Here is a 20204-nt window from a genome sequence, read left to right as displayed (position 1 = left end):
AATTAGGAGATGAACAATTTGAAAAATATCAGCCTTTTGGGCGCGACAGGATCGATTGGTCAACAAACAGCGGATGTAGTAAGGTCCCATCCAGATCAATTCAAGATTGTGGCGCTTTCTGCTGGAAAGAATATAGAATTGGTCAGGACTTATATAAAAGAGTTTGAACCGAAACTGGTTTCAGTCCAAACGGAAGAAAATTATCATGTTTTGAAAAGTGAATTCTCCAGCCGCAAAGATATCGAGTTCATGTATGGAGATGAGGGATTGGCTGCTGTTGCCGTTTATGGTCCAGCGACGATATTGGTCAATGCCGTCATCGGAAGCGTGGGTCTTTATCCGACACTTCAAGCAATAAAGGCTAAAAAAGATATAGCCATCGCCAACAAGGAGACTTTGGTGACTGCAGGTCATTTGGTCATAAGTGAAGCAAAAAAAGCGGGGGTCCGATTGCTGCCGGTTGACAGTGAGCATTCAGCTATTTTTCAGGCATTGCAAGGTGAAAAGGGAAAAAATATAGAACGTCTTGTCATTACTGCTTCAGGAGGCAGTTTCCGGGATCGGACCAGGGAAGAATTGAAGGGTGTAACGGTGGAAGAGGCACTGAACCATCCGAACTGGTCAATGGGAGCTAAAATCACCATAGATTCGGCATCAATGATGAATAAGGGATTGGAAGTAATTGAGGCCCACTGGCTATTCGATCTTCCCTACGATAAAATTGATGTATTGCTTCATAAGGAGAGCATCATCCATTCCATGGTTGAGTTTCATGACTCCAGCGTGATGGCACAACTGGGGACACCGGATATGAGGGTTCCGATACAATATGCACTTACTTATCCAGACCGTATTCCGCTAACAGGTCGCAAACGGCTTAATCTTGCTGAAGCAGGCAAACTGCATTTCAGCGATATGGATTTCACCAGATATCCTTGTTTGCAATTCGCATATAAAGCGGGTAAAATGGGCGGAACGATGACTACTGTGTTGAATGCCGCCAATGAAGCCGCAGTCTCTGCGTTCTTATCTGGAAAGGTAACCTTCCTTGATATAGAAACATTGATTGAAAAGGCGCTGAATCAGCATTCCGTCATAGCCCTTCCAGATTTAGAAACGATTCAGGAAGTCGATAATATGACAAGGCAGTATATAGAATCTTTAGTGAAAGATAGGTGACCGGAACATGCAGACTTTAGAAACGATTATAGCGTTCATCATCATTTTTGGAGCTCTAGTATTTTTCCATGAGCTTGGGCACTTAGTGTTTGCAAAGCGAGCAGGAATTTTATGCCGTGAGTTCGCAATCGGTTTCGGGCCAAAAGTATTCACTTATAAAAAGAAGGAAACCGTATATACCATTCGACTGCTCCCTCTTGGCGGGTACGTGCGTATGGCTGGTGAAGACGCAGAGAATATTGAATTGAAGCCCGGCTATCGGGTGGGATTAATGTTTGATAATGAAGAGAATGTTACAAAAATCATTTTGAACAATAAAGATAAATATCCTGATATTCGTCTTGTGGAAGTTGAAGTGATCGATCTTGATCATAAACTGATCCTTACTGGTTATGAAGAGGGCGAGGAAGATACACTAAAAACGTTTGCCGTTCATGAAGAAGCGGTGATCGTTGAAAATGGTGTAGAAAACCAGATTGCTCCTTATGATCGGCAATTTGCCTCAAAGTCGCTTGGGCATCGCTTCCTGACGATTGTAGCTGGACCGGCAATGAATTTCGTTTTGGCTTTTGTCATTTTTGTGTTGATCGGCATGTTTCAAGGAGTCGTGGTGGATGAAGCGAAACTTGGTGAGTTGACTCCAGATGGTTCGGCTGTAAATGCCGGTTTAAAATCGGGGGATGTCATTCAATCCATAGAAGGTACGGAAGTCTCCACTTGGGGAGATGTTCAGGAAAGCATTCAAAAGAACCCTGGGCAAGAGATCGAGTTCGTCGTTGACAGGGACGGGAAAACATTAGAAGTTCCGGTTGTTCCACAAGAAGTGGAGAGGGAAGGGAAGAAAATCGGAATTATCGGCGTTTACCCTCCGGTTGAAAAAGCACCGATTAAAGCAATACAATATGGTTTTACAGAAACGTATTTTTGGACAAAACAAATCTTCATCATCCTTGGTGACCTCGTAACGGGTGGATTTACGATCGACAGTTTATCCGGTCCTGTAGGAATATATAAATCAACTGAGGAAGTAGCGAAACAAGGTTTATTCACGTTAATGAAATGGGCTGGGCTGCTCAGCATTAACTTGGGAATCATGAACTTGCTTCCGCTGCCGGCATTGGATGGAGGAAGACTGTTATTCTTTGTGGTCGAATTCTTAAGAGGAAAACCAATTGACCGTCAAAAAGAAGGAATGGTCCACTTCATCGGCTTTGCCTTGCTGATGTTATTGATGATTGTCGTTACATGGAATGATATCCAGCGATTCTTCCTGTAAGATAAGTTTGGAAAATGCAAAACAGGCCAGCAGATTTATCTGTTGGCCGTTTTCTTATCTGAAGGGATTTCCTAGTTTTTTAACCGTTTTGGGGAAATTGTTTGTTTTCTAGGGAAATCGTAAGTATAATCGAGAATGAGTATATTAAATTAGCTTTTCTGAAAAACGCGGAAAGTCTTTTTTGTATGAAATGACCGTATTAATGTTGCGGTATGAATTTTCCGTAGCCGCAATTAATTTAAAGGAAATATTGAAGAGGTGCAGATATGAAACAAAGTATGACGTTGATCCCTACATTGAGGGAAGTGCCTGCAGATGCTGAAATCAAAAGTCATCAGCTGCTATTACGTGCAGGATTTATGAGACAAAACTCCAGCGGTGTATATAGTTTTATGCCGCTTGGAAAAAAGGTGCTTCAAAAGGTTGAGGCTATCGTTAGGGAAGAGATGGAAAATGCTGGTGCGGTAGAATTGTTGATGCCGGCTCTGCAACAAGCCGAATTCTGGCAGGAATCTGGACGCTGGTATACCTATGGTCCAGAGTTGATGCGGCTTAAGGATCGCAACAACCGTGAATTTGCGCTTGGTGCCACACATGAAGAAGTGATAACCAGCTTAGTTCGTGATGAAGTGAAATCCTATAAGCGTCTTCCATTAACGGTTTATCAGATCCAAACCAAATTCCGTGATGAAAAAAGACCGCGTTTCGGATTGTTGCGTGGACGTGAGTTCATCATGAAGGATGCTTATTCTTTCCATGCTAATCAAGAAAGCCTGGATGCTGTTTATAAAAATTTATATGCGGCATATTCGAATATATTCAGCCGTTGTGGGCTGAACTTCCGTGCCGTCATTGCCGATTCTGGGGCAATGGGTGGTAAGGATACACATGAATTCATGGTCCTGTCTGAAATTGGGGAGGATACCATCGCATATTCTGATACTTCCGATTATGCAGCTAATATTGAAATGGCACCTGTGAGCGTTAAATATGAAAAAAGCTCCGAAGAACAAATTGCACTTGAAAAAATTCATACACCAGGCCAAAAAACGATTGAAGAAGTTGCTTCATTCTTGAATACTAGTGCAGAGAAACTAATAAAATCGTTATTGTTTAAAGTGGATGAAAAGTATGTGCTTGTTTTGGTACGAGGAGATCATGAAGTCAATGATATCAAGCTGAAGAATTTCTATAACGCTTCAATCGTTGAATTGGTCGATCCAAATGAGACGAAAGAAGTCTTAGGATGTACAATTGGATCACTTGGACCAATCAATGTCACTTCTGAAGTCGAAGTGATTGCGGATGTTGCCGTTGAGGCCATGGTTAATGGAATTTGTGGTGCAAATGAGGAAGACCACCATTATGTGAACGTAAATCCCGCTCGTGACTTTAACGTGGATAATTATATAGATCTTCGTTTCATCCAAGAGGGTGACCCATCACCGGACGGAAACGGAAAGATTAAATTTGCCAAAGGGATTGAGGTAGGCCACGTATTCAAACTGGGAACTAAATATTCTGAAGCTATGAATGCGACATTCCTGGATGAGAATGGAAGGACGCAGCCTATGATCATGGGCTGTTATGGCATTGGTGTTTCCCGTACACTAGCCGCTGTTGCTGAACAATTCAACGATGAAAAAGGGTTGGTCTGGCCAGCGAATTTAGCGCCATACCAAGTCCATTTGATTCCAATCAATATGAAGGATGAGGCTCAGGCTGCCCTGGCAGAAGATTTATATAATGATCTAAAGGCACAAGGCATGGAAGTTCTTATGGATGATCGTCAAGAACGTGCGGGCGTAAAATTCGCAGACTCTGACTTGATGGGTCTTCCTGTCAGGGTGACTGTTGGTAAAAAGGCATCCGAGGGAATCGTTGAAGTGAAAATCCGTAAAACGGGTGAGGTTCTTGAAGTTGAAAGAGCTGAACTGACTCAAAAGCTTCACGAAATAATGGCATAATTTAAAAATAGCGGAATTAGGCATCATTCAATTGGATGATGCCTTTCCTTTTCATGGATTTGGATACTAGTGAAACATTCATGATATGTTATAATAGCCTCTGGTATCAAAAGAAAATGATTGTGAAAAATAAGAGATAGTAGATAGGGGAGAGAGGGAATGGATCAAAATCCAAATAGCGGTAGAGAGAGATTTCAACTCTTGCTCCAGCAAATGGGCTTGACTGAGGATGCCTTTGTGAATTATTTCATAGGTGCCGAAATTGATAAACTCTCAATCGAGAGGGAGTCCAAAACATGGCATTTTGCCTTTAATATACCTGCATTAATTCCTTGCAGTGTTCATACAAGACTTGCTACTCATCTGGCAAGTACGTTTTCCCATATTGCAAAGGTCACATTCAACTTGAATGTGGCCAATCCGCAAGTGACGGAACAATTGGTGAAGGAGTATTGGAAAAACTGCATTGGCGAGCTTGAAGGCATGTCTCCTGCACTGTTATCACTTCTAAATGAACAAGTTCCAACGGTAAATGGATATAAGCTTATCGTTAGCGCCCGGAATGATGCGGAGGCTGGTCAGTTGAAGCGAAAATACTCCGGCATCATTTCGAATATCTATCAAACATTCGGTTTTCCTCCGTTGACACTTGAAGCGGAAGTGAAGGAAACGGTTTCGAATCCTGATTACCAAAAGTTCTTAGAAGAGAAACAAAAGGAAGACGCAGAAAAGGGACTTGCTGCCCTAGTGGAAATGCAGAAAAAAGAATCGGAAAAAGGCGGGGACGATGCCGTCTACGATGGACCGGTTAAAATTGGCTATACGATTAAAGAAGATGCGGATTTCCGCAGAATCGAACAAATTATTGATGAAGAGCGCAGGATTGCTATCGAAGGCTTCGTATTTGATGCAGAAGTGCGTGAGTTACGCAGCGGACGAAGCCTGTTGACTTTTAAAGTCACAGATTATACGAGCTCGATATTGGTCAAAATGTTTTCCCGTGATAAAGAAGATGCTGCCATACTTGCCCGAGTGAAAAAAGGGATGTGGGTACGTGCCCAAGGCAGCATCCAAAATGATACATTCGTACGTGACCTAGTAATGATCGCAAATGATATAAATGAAATTTCTAAACAAGGACGGCAGGATAAGGCTCCAGAAGGGGAAAAGCGTGTAGAACTGCATATGCATACCCCAATGAGCCAAATGGATGCAGTGACGCCTACTTCTGCGCTTGTTGCCCAGGCAGCAAAGTGGGGGCATAAGGCTGTAGCCATTACAGATCATGCGGGAGCCCAATCATTCCCTGAAGCTTATAGTGCCGGGAAAAAGAATGGTATCAAAATCCTTTATGGTGTCGAAGTGAATCTGGTAAATGATGGTGTGCCCATAGTTTATAATGAGGCGCATATCGCTTTGGCAGATGCCACCTATGTTGTGTTTGACGTAGAGACGACAGGCCTATCAGCCGTTTATGATACGATCATTGAATTTGCTGCAGTGAAAATTCGTGATGGTGACATTATTGATCGCTTCGAGTCTTTTGCTAATCCGCATCATCCACTATCCAATACGACGATAGAATTGACTGGAATCACTGATGATCTTGTAGAAAATGCTCCGGAAGTCTCGGAAGTACTAGAAAAGTTCAAGGAATGGGCGGGCGATGCGATTCTGGTTGCTCACAACGCAGCCTTCGATATGGGATTTTTGAATATAGGCTATAAAAACTTGGGTTATCCTAAAGCTTCCAATCCTGTTCTTGATACATTGGAACTTGCCCGTTTCTTATATCCGGAGTTTAAAAATCACCGGTTAAATACATTATGTAAAAAGTTCGATATTGATTTGACCCAGCATCATAGGGCCATTTATGACGCCGAAGCTACAGGATACCTTATGCTGAAGATGCTAAAGGATGCAATGGAAAAGGAGATTACCCATCATGATCAACTTAATGACAATATGGGTAAAGGAAACGCTTATCAGCGTTCCCGGCCGTCTCATTGTACGCTGATTGCGCAAACACAGGCTGGCTTAAAAAACCTTTTCAAATTAATTTCAATATCACACATAGATTATTTCTATCGTGTGCCCCGACTACCACGCTCACAACTTAAAAAGTATCGTGAAGGAATCTTGGTCGGATCGGGATGCGATAAAGGGGAAGTTTTTGAAGGGATGATGCAGAAGGGTTTTGAGGAAGTCGTCGATATCGCCGAATTCTACGATTATCTTGAAATCCATCCGAAGGAAGTGTATAAGCATTTGATTGAGCTTGAATATGTACGGGATGATAAATCATTGGAAACGATCATCTCCAATATCGTCAAGCTTGGTGAAAAATTGGATAAGCCAGTCGTAGCCACGGGAAATGTGCATTATTTAGATCCGAATGATAAAATTTACCGTAAAATCCTTGTGAATTCACAAGGTGGCGCAAATCCGCTGAATCGCCATAAGCTTCCTGACGTACATTTTCGGACGACAGATGAAATGCTGCGGGAATTCTCCTTCCTCGGTTCTGAGAAAGCCAAAGAGGTCGTGGTAACCAACACGAATAAAATCGCTGATATGATTGAAGAAATCAAACCTATCAAGGATGAGTTATACACACCTAAAATTGAAGGTGCAGAAGAAGAGATGCGTCAAATGAGTTATGGAATGGCAAGGAAGATTTATGGAGAGAACCTGCCGGAAATCGTGGAAGCCCGTCTTGAGAAAGAATTGAAAAGCATCATTGGCCACGGTTTTGCCGTTATTTATTTAATTTCCCACAAACTTGTTAAAAAATCCTTGAATGATGGTTATCTAGTTGGTTCAAGGGGATCGGTTGGATCATCTTTCGTTGCCACCATGACGGAAATTACAGAGGTGAATCCGCTTCCGCCGCATTATGTATGTCCGGAGTGCAAGAAATCCGAATTCTTCAATGACGGTTCTGTAGGTTCCGGGTTTGACCTGCCAGATAAAGACTGTCCCGATTGTGGCATTGCTTATACAAAAGACGGGCATGATATCCCGTTTGAAACCTTCCTTGGATTTAAAGGGGATAAGGTTCCTGATATTGACTTGAACTTCTCCGGTGAGTATCAGCCGAAGGCCCATAACTATACGAAGGTCTTATTCGGTGAAGAATATGTATATCGTGCCGGAACGATTGGTACGGTCGCTGAAAAAACGGCTTATGGATATGTAAAAGGGTATTCCTCTGATAATAACATCCACATGCGTGGAGCCGAGACTGATCGCCTTGTTGCCGGTTGTACTGGTGTGAAAAGGACGACTGGACAGCACCCGGGGGGAATTATCGTTGTTCCGGATTATATGGATATCTATGATTTCACACCAATTCAGTTCCCTGCGGATGACAGGAATTCTGAGTGGAAAACAACTCACTTTGATTTCCATTCCATTCACGATAATATTTTGAAACTTGATATACTTGGTCACGATGATCCGACTGTAATCCGGATGCTTCAAGATTTAAGTGGCATCGATCCAAAGACCGTCCCTACCGATGATCCGGAAGTAATGAAAATATTCAGCAGTACTGAATCTTTAGGAGTTACCGAAGAACAGATCATGTGTAAAACGGGTACGCTTGGCATACCGGAATTTGGTACGCGCTTTGTCCGGCAGATGCTTGAAGATACGAAACCTACGACATTTTCCGAGCTTGTTCAGATTTCAGGGCTTTCCCACGGTACGGATGTATGGCTGAGCAATGCACAGGAATTGATCCACAACCGCATATGTACACTAAGTGAGGTTATAGGCTGCCGGGATGATATTATGGTCTATCTGATATACCAAGGCCTAGATCCTTCCCTAGCGTTTAAAATCATGGAATCTGTTCGTAAAGGGAAAGGGCTCTCGGAGGAATTCGAAGAGGAAATGAGGAAAAATGAGGTGCCGGAATGGTATATCGATTCATGTAAGAAGATTAAATACATGTTCCCGAAAGCCCATGCTGCAGCTTACGTCTTAATGGCTGTTCGGATTGCCTATTTTAAAGTGCATCTGCCTTTATTGTATTATGCAGCCTATTTCACAGTACGTGCCGATGATTTTGAAATCGACGCCATGACACGGGGGTCGCAAGCGATCAAATCAAAAATGGAAGAAATCATGGTAAAGGGATTGGATGCATCCACAAAGGAAAAGAATACATTGACGGTTCTTGAACTTGCTTTGGAAATGTGTGAACGCGGATATTCATTCGCTAAAGTGGACTTGTACAAATCCAGTGCAGATCAATTCTTAATTGAAGGAAATACTTTGATACCGCCATTCAATTCGATACCTGGTCTTGGAACGAATGCGGCGATCAATATCGTCAACGCGCGGGAAAATGGTGAATTCCTTTCCAAAGAAGACCTTCAACAACGGGGGAAGGTTTCGAAGACCATCCTTGAATACCTTGATAAACAAGGCTGTCTGGAGTCATTGCCTGAACAAAATCAGTTATCTTTATTTTAAAGAGGAAACTGATTCCAAAAAGGAAGAAACAGACATGATATTTGCATAAATATCTTGATTATGGTATATTTTTATTGGAAATACTAAGAGGAACCAATGGCAAGAGTGGGGAAACCCACTCTTTCGTGTTGTATTGACCATTTAATTTTGAATCCGAAACCAAGCGCATACAACGCACGTATGGAGGAAACAAATGAGTAAAAAGGTAACGGAAGTCGTAGAGGAATTAGCAATACCAATTCTTGAAGAATTGCAGCTTGAATTAGTCGAAGTGGAGTATGTGAAGGAAGGTAAAAGCTGGTTCCTTCGAGTGTACATTGATAAAGAAACAGGCGTAGATATTGATGATTGCGGAAATGTGAGTGAAAAACTCAGTGAAAAGCTTGATGAGGTTGATCCGATTCCACAAAATTATTTTCTCGAAGTTTCATCACCCGGAGCTGAAAGGCCTCTGAAAAAAGAGAAGGATTTCCTTAATGCTATCGGTAAAAATGTTTACATAAAAACATATGAGCCCATTTTAGATGAAAAAGAATTCGAAGGAATCTTAACCGGTTTCGATGGTGAAGAAGTGACACTCGAGGTCAGAATCAAAACAAGAAAGAAAACAATCGTCATACCATTCGAAAAGGTAGCCAAAGCGAGATTGGCGATTACCTTCTCTTAAGTCAAGCAAATCATTAATTTAAATATCCGTAAGGGGGATCACCATGGGCAATGAGTTATTGGATGCTCTCTATATTTTAGAAAACGAAAAAGGAATTTCCAGGGAGGTTTTGATCGACGCGATTGAATCTGCCCTTATATCGGCATATCGCCGTAACTTTAACCAAGCACAAAATGTACGTATCGACTTGAATCTTGGTAAAGGAACTATGCGTGTATTTGCCAGAAAAGACGTTGTTGACGAAGTGTTCGATTCGCGTCTGGAAATTTCTGTTGAAGAAGCAAGAGCAATTGATCCCAACTATCAGTTAGAGGATATTGTCGAAATGGAAGTAACACCAAAGGATTTCGGCCGTATTGCAGCACAAACAGCAAAGCAAGTCGTCACTCAAAGAGTGCGTGAAGCTGAACGGGGCATCATTTATGCCGAATTCATCGATCGTGAAGAGGATATCATGACTGGCATCGTTCAACGCCAGGATTCCCGATTCATTTATGTGAGCCTAGGTAAAATCGAAGCTTTGCTCCCAGTGAATGAGCAAATGCCGAATGAACAGTATAAACCTCATGACCGCATTAAAGTTTTCATCACTAAAGTTGAAAAGACTTCAAAGGGCCCGCAAATTTTTGTATCCCGTTCACACCCTGGCCTTTTAAAACGTTTATTCGAAATCGAAGTGCCTGAAATTTTTGATGGAACAGTGGAAATTAAGTCAGTTGCCCGCGAAGCAGGCGACCGTTCAAAAATATCCGTGCACTCCGATAACGAAGAAGTCGATCCTGTCGGTTCTTGTGTAGGCCAAAAAGGACAGCGTGTTCAGGCGATCGTCAATGAATTGAAAGGTGAAAAGATCGATATCGTTAAATGGTCGGAGAATCCGGTCATTTTCGTTGCGAATGCTTTAAGCCCTTCAAAAGTACTTGAAGTTATCGTTAAAGAAGAGGAAAAGGCGACGACTGTAATCGTTCCGGATTATCAACTTTCCCTGGCAATTGGTAAGCGTGGACAAAATGCCCGTTTAGCTGCCAAGCTTACAGGCTGGAAAATTGATATCAAGAGTGAAACGGAAGCCCGCGAAGCTGGTATTTATCCTGTGGAAGAACAGGAATTCCTTTTGAGCAGAGATAGTTATGTTACTGAAGAGGAAACAGATTTCGAAGAGGATAACGAGTAATTCGAGGTGAAAAAGATGAATAGCCGAAAAAAAATCCCGATGCGTAAATGTGTGGCAACAGGTGAAATGAAGCCGAAGAAAGAACTCATTCGCATCGTTCGATCTAAAGAAGGGGAAGTCAGCCTTGATCCGACCGGAAAAAAATCGGGAAGGGGAGCTTATTTGACTCTTGATCGGGATGTTATCGAGCTGGCCAAAAAGAAAAATGTGCTGGCTAATCACCTTAGTACTCAAATCGATTCTTCCCTTTATGAACAATTGCTTGAATTAGTGAATAAGGAGAAAAACTAACAACATGACCCAACAACAACAATGGATGTCTCTATTAGGTTTGGCCAATCGAGCACGCAAGCTAATTTCGGGTGAAGAATTAGTGGTTAAAGAGATTAGAAGCGGTAATGCCAAAGTTGTTATTTTATCCGCGGACGCTTCAAAAAACACTGAAAAAAAAATATCTGATAAGTGCGCATTTTATCAGGTTCCTTTAAAAAGAGTCGAAAGCAGGTCAATGCTCGGCCATGCGATAGGTAAGGATGCTAGAGTTGCCGTCGCAGTTCTGGATGAAGGTTTTGCACAAAAACTCCGAACGCTGCTCGATTAAATTTTACGGGGGTGAACGTATGACAAAATTGCGTGTATATGAATATGCAAAACAAAAGAACGTTTCAAGCAAGGATGTAATAAATAAACTTAAAGAAATGAATATAGAGGTAACAAACCATATGACAGCATTAGACGATTCAACTGTAAATAAATTAAACGATTCAATCAAACCTAAAAACGAAGATAAAAGCCAAGCTGCTGAACCAAAAGCTAACGCTACAGTCGCGAAGTACGAAGCTGAAGCGGATGAAAAGAGCACAGTCAATAAAGAAAAGCTGAAGAAGAAACCACCAGTTAAACCTGTAGGTACGAAAAAACCAACAGGTCAGTTCAACAAGGGTCGCAATAACAAGAATAAAAATAATAAACAAAGACAACAAGCGCCTCAGGCACCTGTTACAAAACGTAAAGAAAGAGAACTTCCAGAGAAAATTACGTTTTATGAGTCTTTGACAGTTATGGAACTTGGAAAAAAACTTCACCGTGAACCTTCTGAAATCATTAAAAAGCTCTTTATGCTTGGTGTTATGGCAACAATCAACCAAACTTTGGATAAAGATGCAATTGAATTGATTTGTGCGGAATATGGTGTAGTGGCAGAAGAAGAGATTCGTGTTGACCTAACAGACCTTGAATCACTTGTCACTGAGGACGCTTCTGAAGATTTGATTGAACGTCCTGCTGTCGTGACGATCATGGGACACGTTGACCATGGTAAAACGACATTGCTTGATTCTATACGCCATACAAAAGTTACTGAAGGCGAAGCGGGCGGGATCACTCAGCATATCGGTGCATATCAAGTTAAAGTAAACGATAAGAAAATAACTTTCTTGGATACACCAGGTCATGCCGCGTTTACAACAATGCGTGCCCGCGGTGCACAAGTTACCGATATCACCATTCTTGTCGTCGCAGCGGATGATGGCGTTATGCCTCAAACGATTGAAGCGATCAACCATGCCAAAGCTGCAGAAGTTCCAATTATCGTCGCAGTCAATAAGATGGATAAAGAGGCTGCCAATCCGGACCGTGTCATGCAAGAATTGACAGAACATGGTTTAGTTTCTGAAGCATGGGGCGGAGACACAATTTTCGTACCAATTTCAGCTAAAAACGGTGAGGGAATCGATAGCTTGCTTGAAATGATTCTTCTTGTAAGTGAAGTTGAGGAGTATAAAGCGAATCCATCCCGTAAAGCAAATGGAACGGTTATCGAAGCACGGTTGGATAAAGGGCGCGGATCGGTTGCCACTTTGCTTGTTCAAAACGGAACGTTGAAAATCGGTGATCCGATTGTTATCGGTAATACATTCGGACGTGTTCGTGCTATGGTCAACGATCTTGGACGCCGTGTTAAGGATGCAGGTCCTTCAACACCGGTTGAAATCACTGGATTGAACGAAGTGCCACAGGCCGGCGATCGTTTCATCGTCTTTGAAGATGAGAAAACGGCCCGTCAAGTTGGGGAAGTGCGTGCACAGAGACAACTTGCTTCACAACGTAATGAGAAATCCCGTGTAACCCTGGATACATTATTCGAACAAATGAAAGAAGGGGAAATCAAAGAATTGAACATCATTCTAAAAGCTGATGTTCAAGGTTCTGCGGAAGCAGTGGCCGCTTCCCTGAATAAAATAGAAGTAGAAGGCGCTAAAGTGAAAATCATACACATTGGCGTCGGTGCCATTACAGAGTCTGACATCATCCTTGCTACAGCTTCGAATGCAATCGTCATCGGATTTAACGTCCGTCCTGATGTGAATGCGAAGCGTGCAGCTGAATCAGAAAATGTTGATGTCCGCCTTCACCGCATCATCTATAAAGCGATCGAAGAGATCGAGTCGGCTATGAAAGGGATGCTTGACCCTGAATTCGAGGAAAAAATTATCGGTCAGGCAGAAATTCGTACGACTTTCAAAGTATCCAAGGTAGGTACGATTGCCGGATCTTACGTTACAGAAGGAAAAATTACACGTGATAGCGGTATTCGCTTAATTCGTCAAGGTGTCGTCATTTACGAAGGGGAAATTGATGCATTGAAACGTTTTAAAGATGATGTAAAAGAAGTGGCAACGAACTATGAGTGCGGTATTACGATTAAAAATTACAACGACCTTAAAGAAGGCGATGTAATTGAAGCGTTTGTAATGGAAGAGATCGAACGTAAATGATCGTTGGCTCTGTCCAATGTGAATGCATCATCCATGACACCCATTCTTTGAAAGAAAAAAGGGCCGTGCTTCAGCGTGTCATGACACGGCTTAAGCAGAAGTTCAATATTTCTGTAGCAGAGACCGATTTTCAGGATTTATGGCAGCGGACAAGGATTACTATCGTAACCGTAACATCCTCAAGGAAGGCTACTGAACGGGAACTTCAAAATGCCCTTAAATTTCTAGATTCTTTTCCGGAACTAGAGCGAACAATAACAGATATAGACTGGCTTTAGGCTATCGAGGTGATATTATGAGCCTTCGTTCAAATCGTGTTGGCGAACAAATGAAAAAAGAGCTGAGTGAAATTATCGGCCGAAAAATTAAAGATCCAAGAATCGGATTTGTAACAGTGACGGATGTCGCGGTTACAGGCGATTTACAACAGGCAACAGTTTATATTTCCGTTTTGGGTGACCAGGAACAAAGGGAGAAAACCCTGCAAGGTCTTGCTAAGGCGAAAGGATTCATGCGTTCAGAAATTGGGCAGAGAATCCGCCTGCGCAAAACCCCTGAGCTGTTTTTTGAATTTGATGAATCGGTCGATTATGGTAATCGCATCGAGTCGTTGATTTCCCAAATCAATTCAGAGGATAAACCGGCTGAAAAAGACGAGGAATAAGCAAGCAGTAAAAGGAGGCCGACTCAATAAGTGCTTTGCACTTCTTGATGTCGGTCTCTTTTTTTTGAAAAAGGAAAAACACCTTTCGGAATTGGAATTCATTTTGCTTTATGATAATAGTTTAGGGTGTTTTATAAATGATGAGGTGAAAGCGTGAACGGTATTCTTCCATTATGGAAACCCAGGGGATTGACATCCCATGATTGTGTTTTTAAATTAAGAAAGATTTTAAAGACAAAAAAGGTTGGGCACACAGGTACTTTAGATCCTGATGTAACAGGGGTTTTGCCTATTTGTATTGGCAGGGCAACTAAGATAGCCGAATATTTGACAGAAGCCGGTAAAGCGTATGAAGGGGAAGTGACCCTTGGTTTTTCAACGACAACTGAAGACGCAAGCGGTGAAAAAGTGGAAGAGAAAAAGATTGATCAAGTGATTCAGCGTAAACGTATTCTTGATGTGCTGGAATCATTGACTGGAAAAATTGAACAGACGCCGCCAATGTTTTCAGCGGTAAAAGTAAACGGGAAAAAGTTATATGAATATGCCCGTGCAGGGATAGAAGTGGAGAGGCCGACAAGGGAGGTCACCATCCATGAAATTACCCTTCTTGATGATCGTTCTGAATTTAAAGGGGAAACCATTTCTTTTCGTTTTCGCGTCAAATGCAGCAAAGGAACGTATATTCGGACGCTTGCAGTCATGATGGGTGAAGAACTGGGTTTTCCTGCCCATATGTCAGACTTGACGCGTATTGAATCAGCAGGTTTTAAGCAGGAGGACTGTTTTACATTTGCTGAAGTGGAAGAGTTCATGGAAAGTGGAAAAACAGATGAATTTCTGTTGCCTTTGGAGCGGGGATTATTTCATTTGCCCAAATTTCAGATTAGTGATAAAGTAGCAAAGAAAGTACTTAACGGTGCGGTATTGGAACAAACAAAGGATGTTGTTGTTGAAAAAGGAAAGCCTTTTGTGATGGTCGATCCAGCAGATAAGGCCATTGCCATTTATCAAATACATCCGACAAAAGTGGGATTAATTAAACCTGTAAAAGTATTGGCACAAGAATTATAGACCGTTTTACCGCCGGAAAGAGGAGATTGAAAGGTGAAAGTGATCGCAATAGAGCATCCTCATCAATTTAATTCGGATGATTTTCCCGAGCTTGTAATGGCGCTTGGATTTTTTGATGGTATACATAAAGGTCATCAGATTGTTATTCAAACCGCCAAGAAAAAAGCCGATGAAATGAATCTTAAGTCAGCAGTCATGACATTTGACCCGCATCCTTCTGCAGTACTGGGTAGGAAAACGGAAAATATCCGCTATATCACTCCACTTGAAGATAAGGTGGATATCATAGAGTCGATGGAGATCGATTATTTATTCATTGTCCATTTCAGCAAGGAATTTGCTTCGGTACTGCCGGAGCGGTTCGTTGATGAATACATTGCTGGGCTGAATGTTCTTCACGTAGTTGCAGGCTTTGATTATTCATACGGCCGCTATGGTCAAGGGTCGATGGAGGATTTGCCTGTTTACGCACAGGGAAGGTTTTCGCAGACAGTCGTTGAAAAACAGACACTTGAAGATGAAAAGGTTAGCTCGTCGAGAATCAGGGAAACTCTCGGTAATGGCAACTTTTCCGACTTTTATCATTTGGCTGGCCGCCGCTATTTAACGAAAGGTCATGTCGTTCACGGTGAAAAGCGGGGCAGGAAGCTGGGTTTCCCCACCGCTAATATTGAAGTAAGTGACGATTATATCTTTCCTGCTGCAGGCGTATATGCCGTCAGGATCAAAATAAGCGGTAAATGGTATAATGGAGTTTGCAATGTCGGCTACAAGCCTACGTTCCACGAAGAAAAACCTAAGTATCCCACTGTAGAGGTTCATGCATTGGAGTTCTCGGGAGATATTTATGGCAACCAGGTATCGGTGGAATGGCATACAAGACTTCGGAGTGAACAGAAATTTTCCGGACTTGAAGCATTGGTCGCTCAGATTGAAACGGATAAGCAAAATGCAATGGCCTATTTTGCAAAACTTGAAGCATAAAAGACAAGACTTGCAATTTTAATGAAAAACATGTATTCTATTGTATGTATGAAAATAACCATTGCTTGGCTAGTCGAGACTCCGACGCTGGCTCGGTAATAGGTGATTTTACAGAATTTTAGGAGGAATAATAACATGGCAATTACACAAGTACGCAAAAACGAACTTATCGCTGAGTTCAGAACTCACGATACTGACACTGGATCTCCAGAAGTTCAAATCGCAGTATTAACAGAAGAAATCAACAACTTGAACGGTCACTTACGCACACACAAAAAAGACCACCATTCACGTCGCGGTCTTCTAAAAATGGTAGGTAAACGTCGTAACCTTTTAACTTACCTACGTAACAAAGACGTTACTCGTTACCGTACACTAATTAACAAATTAGGTCTACGTAGATAATTTTTTCAGGAAGGCGGGAAATTTCCCGCTTTTTTGATGTTAATCAAATGATTTGGACGTATTCTACTTAAGGCTGGGCCTTCGTCCTTGGGACTCGGCAGGAGCCGGGTCCTTTTCCATTTATAAATGATCAGGATATACATAATCAAATGAATGAAATTTTTATTCATTTTACTGTTAATGCTTGTTTTTTTCGTGCATAATAGGAATAGTTTGGTTTTAACTCGAGTTCAGTTACTTTCACATATAAATGATTTAATCCAATACAGGTTTAGGTAAACTAAGCCTCAAAGTGAAGATTCAGAGAGGGGTTTAATAAATGGGACAGGAAAAACATACGTATTCATTTGACTGGGCCGGCCGTAATGTAACGGTAGAGATAGGGCAATTAGCCAAACAAGCGAACGGAGCAGTTTTAGTCCGTTATGGAGAAACTGCTGTATTAAGTACTGCAACAGCTTCAAAGGAACCTAGAAATGTCGACTTCTTTCCTTTGACAGTGAACTATGAAGAAAGACTTTATGCAGTCGGTAAAATTCCGGGAGGCTTCATCAAACGTGAAGGACGACCAAGTGAAAGGGCAATTCTTGCAAGCCGCTTAATCGATCGTCCAATCCGTCCGCTTTTCGCAGATGGCTTCAGGAACGATGTTCAGATCATCAGCATGGTCATGAGTGTCGATCAAGATTGCTCTACGGAAATGGCAGCCATGCTAGGTTCTTCCCTTGCACTTTCTGTTTCCGATATTCCGTTCGAAGGTCCAATTGCTGGAGTTGTAGTGGGGAGAATCAACAATGAATTCATTATTAACCCTACTGTTGACCAACTAGCCAAAAGTGACATCAATCTGACGGTTGCCGGCACTAAAGATGCTATCAACATGGTTGAAGCCGGAGCAAATGAAGTACCAGAGGAAACCATGCTTGAAGCAATCATGTTTGGACATGATGAAATCAAGAAGATCATTGCATTCCAAGAGAAAATCGTTGCTGAAATCGGCAAAGAGAAAATGCAGGTCACTTTATATCAAGTGGATGCTGAACTGGAAGCAGAAGTGAAAGGCCTATGTGAAGCAGAATTGAACAAAGCTGTACAAGTTCAGGAAAAACATGCTCGTGAAGACGCCATCAAAGCAGTAAAAGATCGTGTGTTGGTTCATTATGAAGAAGAGACTGATGAAGAAAAATTAAAGCAAATCAAAGAAATCCTGAATAAATTGGTCAAATCCGAAGTACGCCGTTTAATCACGGAAGAAAAAGTGCGTCCGGATGGCCGTAATCCTGACGAAATCAGACCATTATCATCAGAGGTTACCATTCTGCCTCGTACTCATGGTTCCGGATTGTTCACGCGCGGACAAACCCAAGCGCTATCCATTTGTACATTAGGTGCTCTTGGTGATGTGCAGATTCTGGACGGACTTGGTACCGAAGAGTCAAAACGTTTTATGCATCACTATAATTTCCCGCATTTCAGTGTTGGGGAAACTGGCCCTATCCGTGGGGCAGGACGCCGTGAAATCGGTCATGGTGCACTTGGTGAAAGAGCATTGGAGCCTGTGATTCCAAACGATAAAGACTTCCCATATACAATCAGACTTGTTTCTGAAGTCCTTGAATCAAACGGTTCAACATCACAAGCAAGTATCTGTGCAAGCACTTTGGCAATGATGGATGCCGGTGTTCCATTGAAAGCTCCAGTTGCAGGTATTGCTATGGGTCTTGTTAAAACAGGTGAGCACTATACAATCTTAACGGATATTCAAGGTATGGAAGATCATCTGGGGGACATGGACTTTAAAGTCGCAGGGACTTCAAAAGGTGTTACTGCCCTGCAAATGGATATTAAGATCGAGGGTCTTTCAAGAGAGATTCTTGAAGAAGCTTTACTACAAGCCAAACATGGCCGGATGCATATTTTGGAATCAATGATGTCAACAATCAATCAACCGCGTGAGCAGTTATCCAAATATGCTCCAAAAATCGTTACAATGTCCATAAATCCGGATAAAATCCGTGATGTAATTGGACCGAGCGGAAAACATATCAACAAAATCATTGAAGAAACTGGCGTGAAAATCGACATCGAACAGGATGGAACGGTATTCATATCTTCTACTGATGAACCAATGATTCAAAAGGCGAAGAAAATCATTGAGGATATCGTACGTGAAGTCGTCGTGGGTGAACTATACTTAGGTAAAGTTAAACGTATCGAAAAGTTCGGTGCCTTCGTTGAAATCTTCAATGGCAAAGACGGTTTGGTACATATTTCTGAACTGGCTGAAGAAAGAGTCGGAAAAGTGGAAGATGTCGTTTCACTTGGCGATGAATTATTGGTCAAAGTTACTGAGATCGATAAGCAAGGAAGGGTAAACCTTTCCCGTAAAGCGGTCTTGAAAGAGCAAAAAGAGGCAGCCAATCCTTCTCAATCGTAATGGAAAATGAAAATCCGGCATGCGATTCCTTGTGAATCTGCATGCTTTTTTTGTTTGAAAATATTGGAATATCGATATTGCGATGGCGTTATAAGCATGTCATGTTCTACCTTGTCCGTTTTCTTCATACATTTTGGTATGAAGGGGGCGTAAAAAATGAATAATAAATGGAAGCAGATAGTTGCGATAAGTGCCATTGCAGGTATATCATGGTTATTAGTGCAAAATCCATATACACAAGTTTATTTGACCCAATTAACCAATGATTCAGTTGCTTCAATGAAGCAAGAAGACGAGCTTCTTTTACAAATAAAAGAATCAACAAAAAAATATGAGATTGCACCACAGGATGCACGAATAGATTCTGTTTGGAAAACCGTTCCTGCATATAACGGCCTGAAAGTAAATATTGATGAATCGTATAAAGCCATGAAGAAGGAGGGCGTGTTCGATAAGGATAAGCTGGTATTTCAGCAGGTCCCAGCAAAGATTCATATGGAGGATCTGGATCCGGCTCCGATTTACCGGGCCCACCCCGAAAAGCCAGTGGTTTCATTTTTAATCAATGTGGCCTGGGGGAATGAATACTTACAAGATATGTTGGCCGTGTTAAAAAAGAATAATGTCAAGGCAACTTTTTTCCTTGAAGGGAATTGGACCAAGAAAAATCCTGATTTGGCCAAGATGATTAAGGGCGGCGGGCATGAAATTGGAAATCATTCTTATTCACATCCCGATATGAAAAACATATCCGCACAAGCTACACGTGAGGAAATTCGAAAAACGAATGAAGTCATTGAAGCGGTGACAGGTTTGAAAATGAAATGGTTCGCACCACCAAGTGGAAGCTACCGGGATGAAACGGTGAAAATCGCCGATTCTTTCGGTATGGAGACCGCCATGTGGAGTGTGGATACGATCGACTGGCAAAAGCCAAGCCCTGAAGTCCTTCAACAAAGGGTGCTTTCTAAGATACACCCTGGCGCATTTATATTGATGCATCCGACGGAATCTACTGCAAAGTCATTGGAGACGTTAATAATTGAAATAAAAAAGAAAGATTTAGATGTTGTTACACTTTCGGAAGCAGTAGATGAAGAGCGATCGAATCCATAAAA

Annotated in this window: 16 protein-coding genes; all 16 read left to right on the top strand. The window is 41.9% G+C overall.

Annotated elements, in window-relative coordinates:
- Positions 1-18: 18 nt before the first annotated feature.
- Entirely contained in the window at positions 19-1179 is a 1161-nt protein-coding gene (dxr, locus tag ACFRAK_RS05100) for a 1-deoxy-D-xylulose-5-phosphate reductoisomerase (RefSeq protein WP_394571382.1), read from the top strand.
- A 7-nt stretch (positions 1180-1186) separates the two neighbouring features.
- Positions 1187-2455: an RIP metalloprotease RseP gene (gene rseP, locus ACFRAK_RS05095; protein WP_260284277.1), complete on the top strand. Its 1269-nt coding sequence runs from the start codon at positions 1187-1189 to the stop codon at positions 2453-2455.
- A 266-nt stretch (positions 2456-2721) separates the two neighbouring features.
- Entirely contained in the window at positions 2722-4422 is a 1701-nt protein-coding gene (locus ACFRAK_RS05090) for a proline--tRNA ligase (protein WP_394571381.1), read from the top strand.
- 159 nt (positions 4423-4581) lie between these two features.
- Positions 4582-8904: a PolC-type DNA polymerase III gene (locus ACFRAK_RS05085; protein ID WP_387706842.1), complete on the top strand. Its 4323-nt coding sequence runs from the start codon at positions 4582-4584 to the stop codon at positions 8902-8904.
- A gap of 193 nt (positions 8905-9097) precedes the next feature.
- Positions 9098-9571, top strand: a complete 474-nt coding sequence (gene rimP / locus ACFRAK_RS05080; protein ID WP_387599958.1) for a ribosome maturation factor RimP — start codon at positions 9098-9100, stop codon at positions 9569-9571.
- A gap of 43 nt (positions 9572-9614) precedes the next feature.
- Positions 9615-10745 (top strand): transcription termination factor NusA, encoded by a 1131-nt coding sequence (gene nusA, locus ACFRAK_RS05075; protein WP_076366463.1) that lies wholly within the window; start codon positions 9615-9617, stop codon positions 10743-10745.
- A 15-nt stretch (positions 10746-10760) separates the two neighbouring features.
- Positions 10761-11036, top strand: coding sequence for an RNase P modulator RnpM (rnpM, locus tag ACFRAK_RS05070; protein ID WP_061462443.1), 276 nt, complete (start codon positions 10761-10763; stop codon positions 11034-11036).
- A gap of 4 nt (positions 11037-11040) precedes the next feature.
- The gene (locus ACFRAK_RS05065; protein WP_061144653.1) at positions 11041-11346 is read left to right on the top strand and encodes a YlxQ family RNA-binding protein; all 306 of its coding nucleotides are present in this window, start codon (positions 11041-11043) and stop codon (positions 11344-11346) included.
- 19 nt (positions 11347-11365) lie between these two features.
- The gene (gene infB / locus ACFRAK_RS05060) at positions 11366-13522 is read left to right on the top strand and encodes a translation initiation factor IF-2 (protein WP_260284281.1); all 2157 of its coding nucleotides are present in this window, start codon (positions 11366-11368) and stop codon (positions 13520-13522) included.
- Positions 13519-13800: a DUF503 domain-containing protein gene (locus ACFRAK_RS05055; protein ID WP_260284282.1), complete on the top strand. Its 282-nt coding sequence runs from the start codon at positions 13519-13521 to the stop codon at positions 13798-13800. The genes infB and ACFRAK_RS05055 overlap by 4 nt, the downstream gene beginning before the upstream one ends.
- A 17-nt stretch (positions 13801-13817) precedes the next feature.
- Complete coding sequence (rbfA, locus tag ACFRAK_RS05050; RefSeq protein WP_034313607.1) at positions 13818-14186, top strand: 30S ribosome-binding factor RbfA; 369 nt, start codon at positions 13818-13820, stop codon at positions 14184-14186.
- Positions 14187-14339: 153 nt separating this feature from the next.
- The gene (gene truB, locus ACFRAK_RS05045; RefSeq protein WP_387706838.1) at positions 14340-15260 is read left to right on the top strand and encodes a tRNA pseudouridine(55) synthase TruB; all 921 of its coding nucleotides are present in this window, start codon (positions 14340-14342) and stop codon (positions 15258-15260) included.
- A gap of 33 nt (positions 15261-15293) precedes the next feature.
- The gene (gene ribF / locus ACFRAK_RS05040) at positions 15294-16244 is read left to right on the top strand and encodes a bifunctional riboflavin kinase/FAD synthetase (protein WP_387599967.1); all 951 of its coding nucleotides are present in this window, start codon (positions 15294-15296) and stop codon (positions 16242-16244) included.
- A gap of 135 nt (positions 16245-16379) precedes the next feature.
- Positions 16380-16649, top strand: coding sequence for a 30S ribosomal protein S15 (gene rpsO, locus ACFRAK_RS05035; protein WP_053345367.1), 270 nt, complete (start codon positions 16380-16382; stop codon positions 16647-16649).
- A gap of 319 nt (positions 16650-16968) precedes the next feature.
- A complete protein-coding gene (gene pnp, locus ACFRAK_RS05030; RefSeq protein ID WP_260284285.1) occupies positions 16969-19086 on the top strand; it encodes a polyribonucleotide nucleotidyltransferase in 2118 nt (705 codons plus the stop codon).
- Positions 19087-19242: 156 nt separating this feature from the next.
- Complete coding sequence (locus ACFRAK_RS05025) at positions 19243-20202, top strand: polysaccharide deacetylase family protein (protein ID WP_260284286.1); 960 nt, start codon at positions 19243-19245, stop codon at positions 20200-20202.
- Positions 20203-20204: the final 2 nt, after the last annotated feature.

The organism is Peribacillus sp. NPDC056705, from assembly GCF_043656335.1.
Note: the sequence above shows the minus strand (reverse complement) of the source record. Positions and strands in the feature narration are given on the sequence as shown.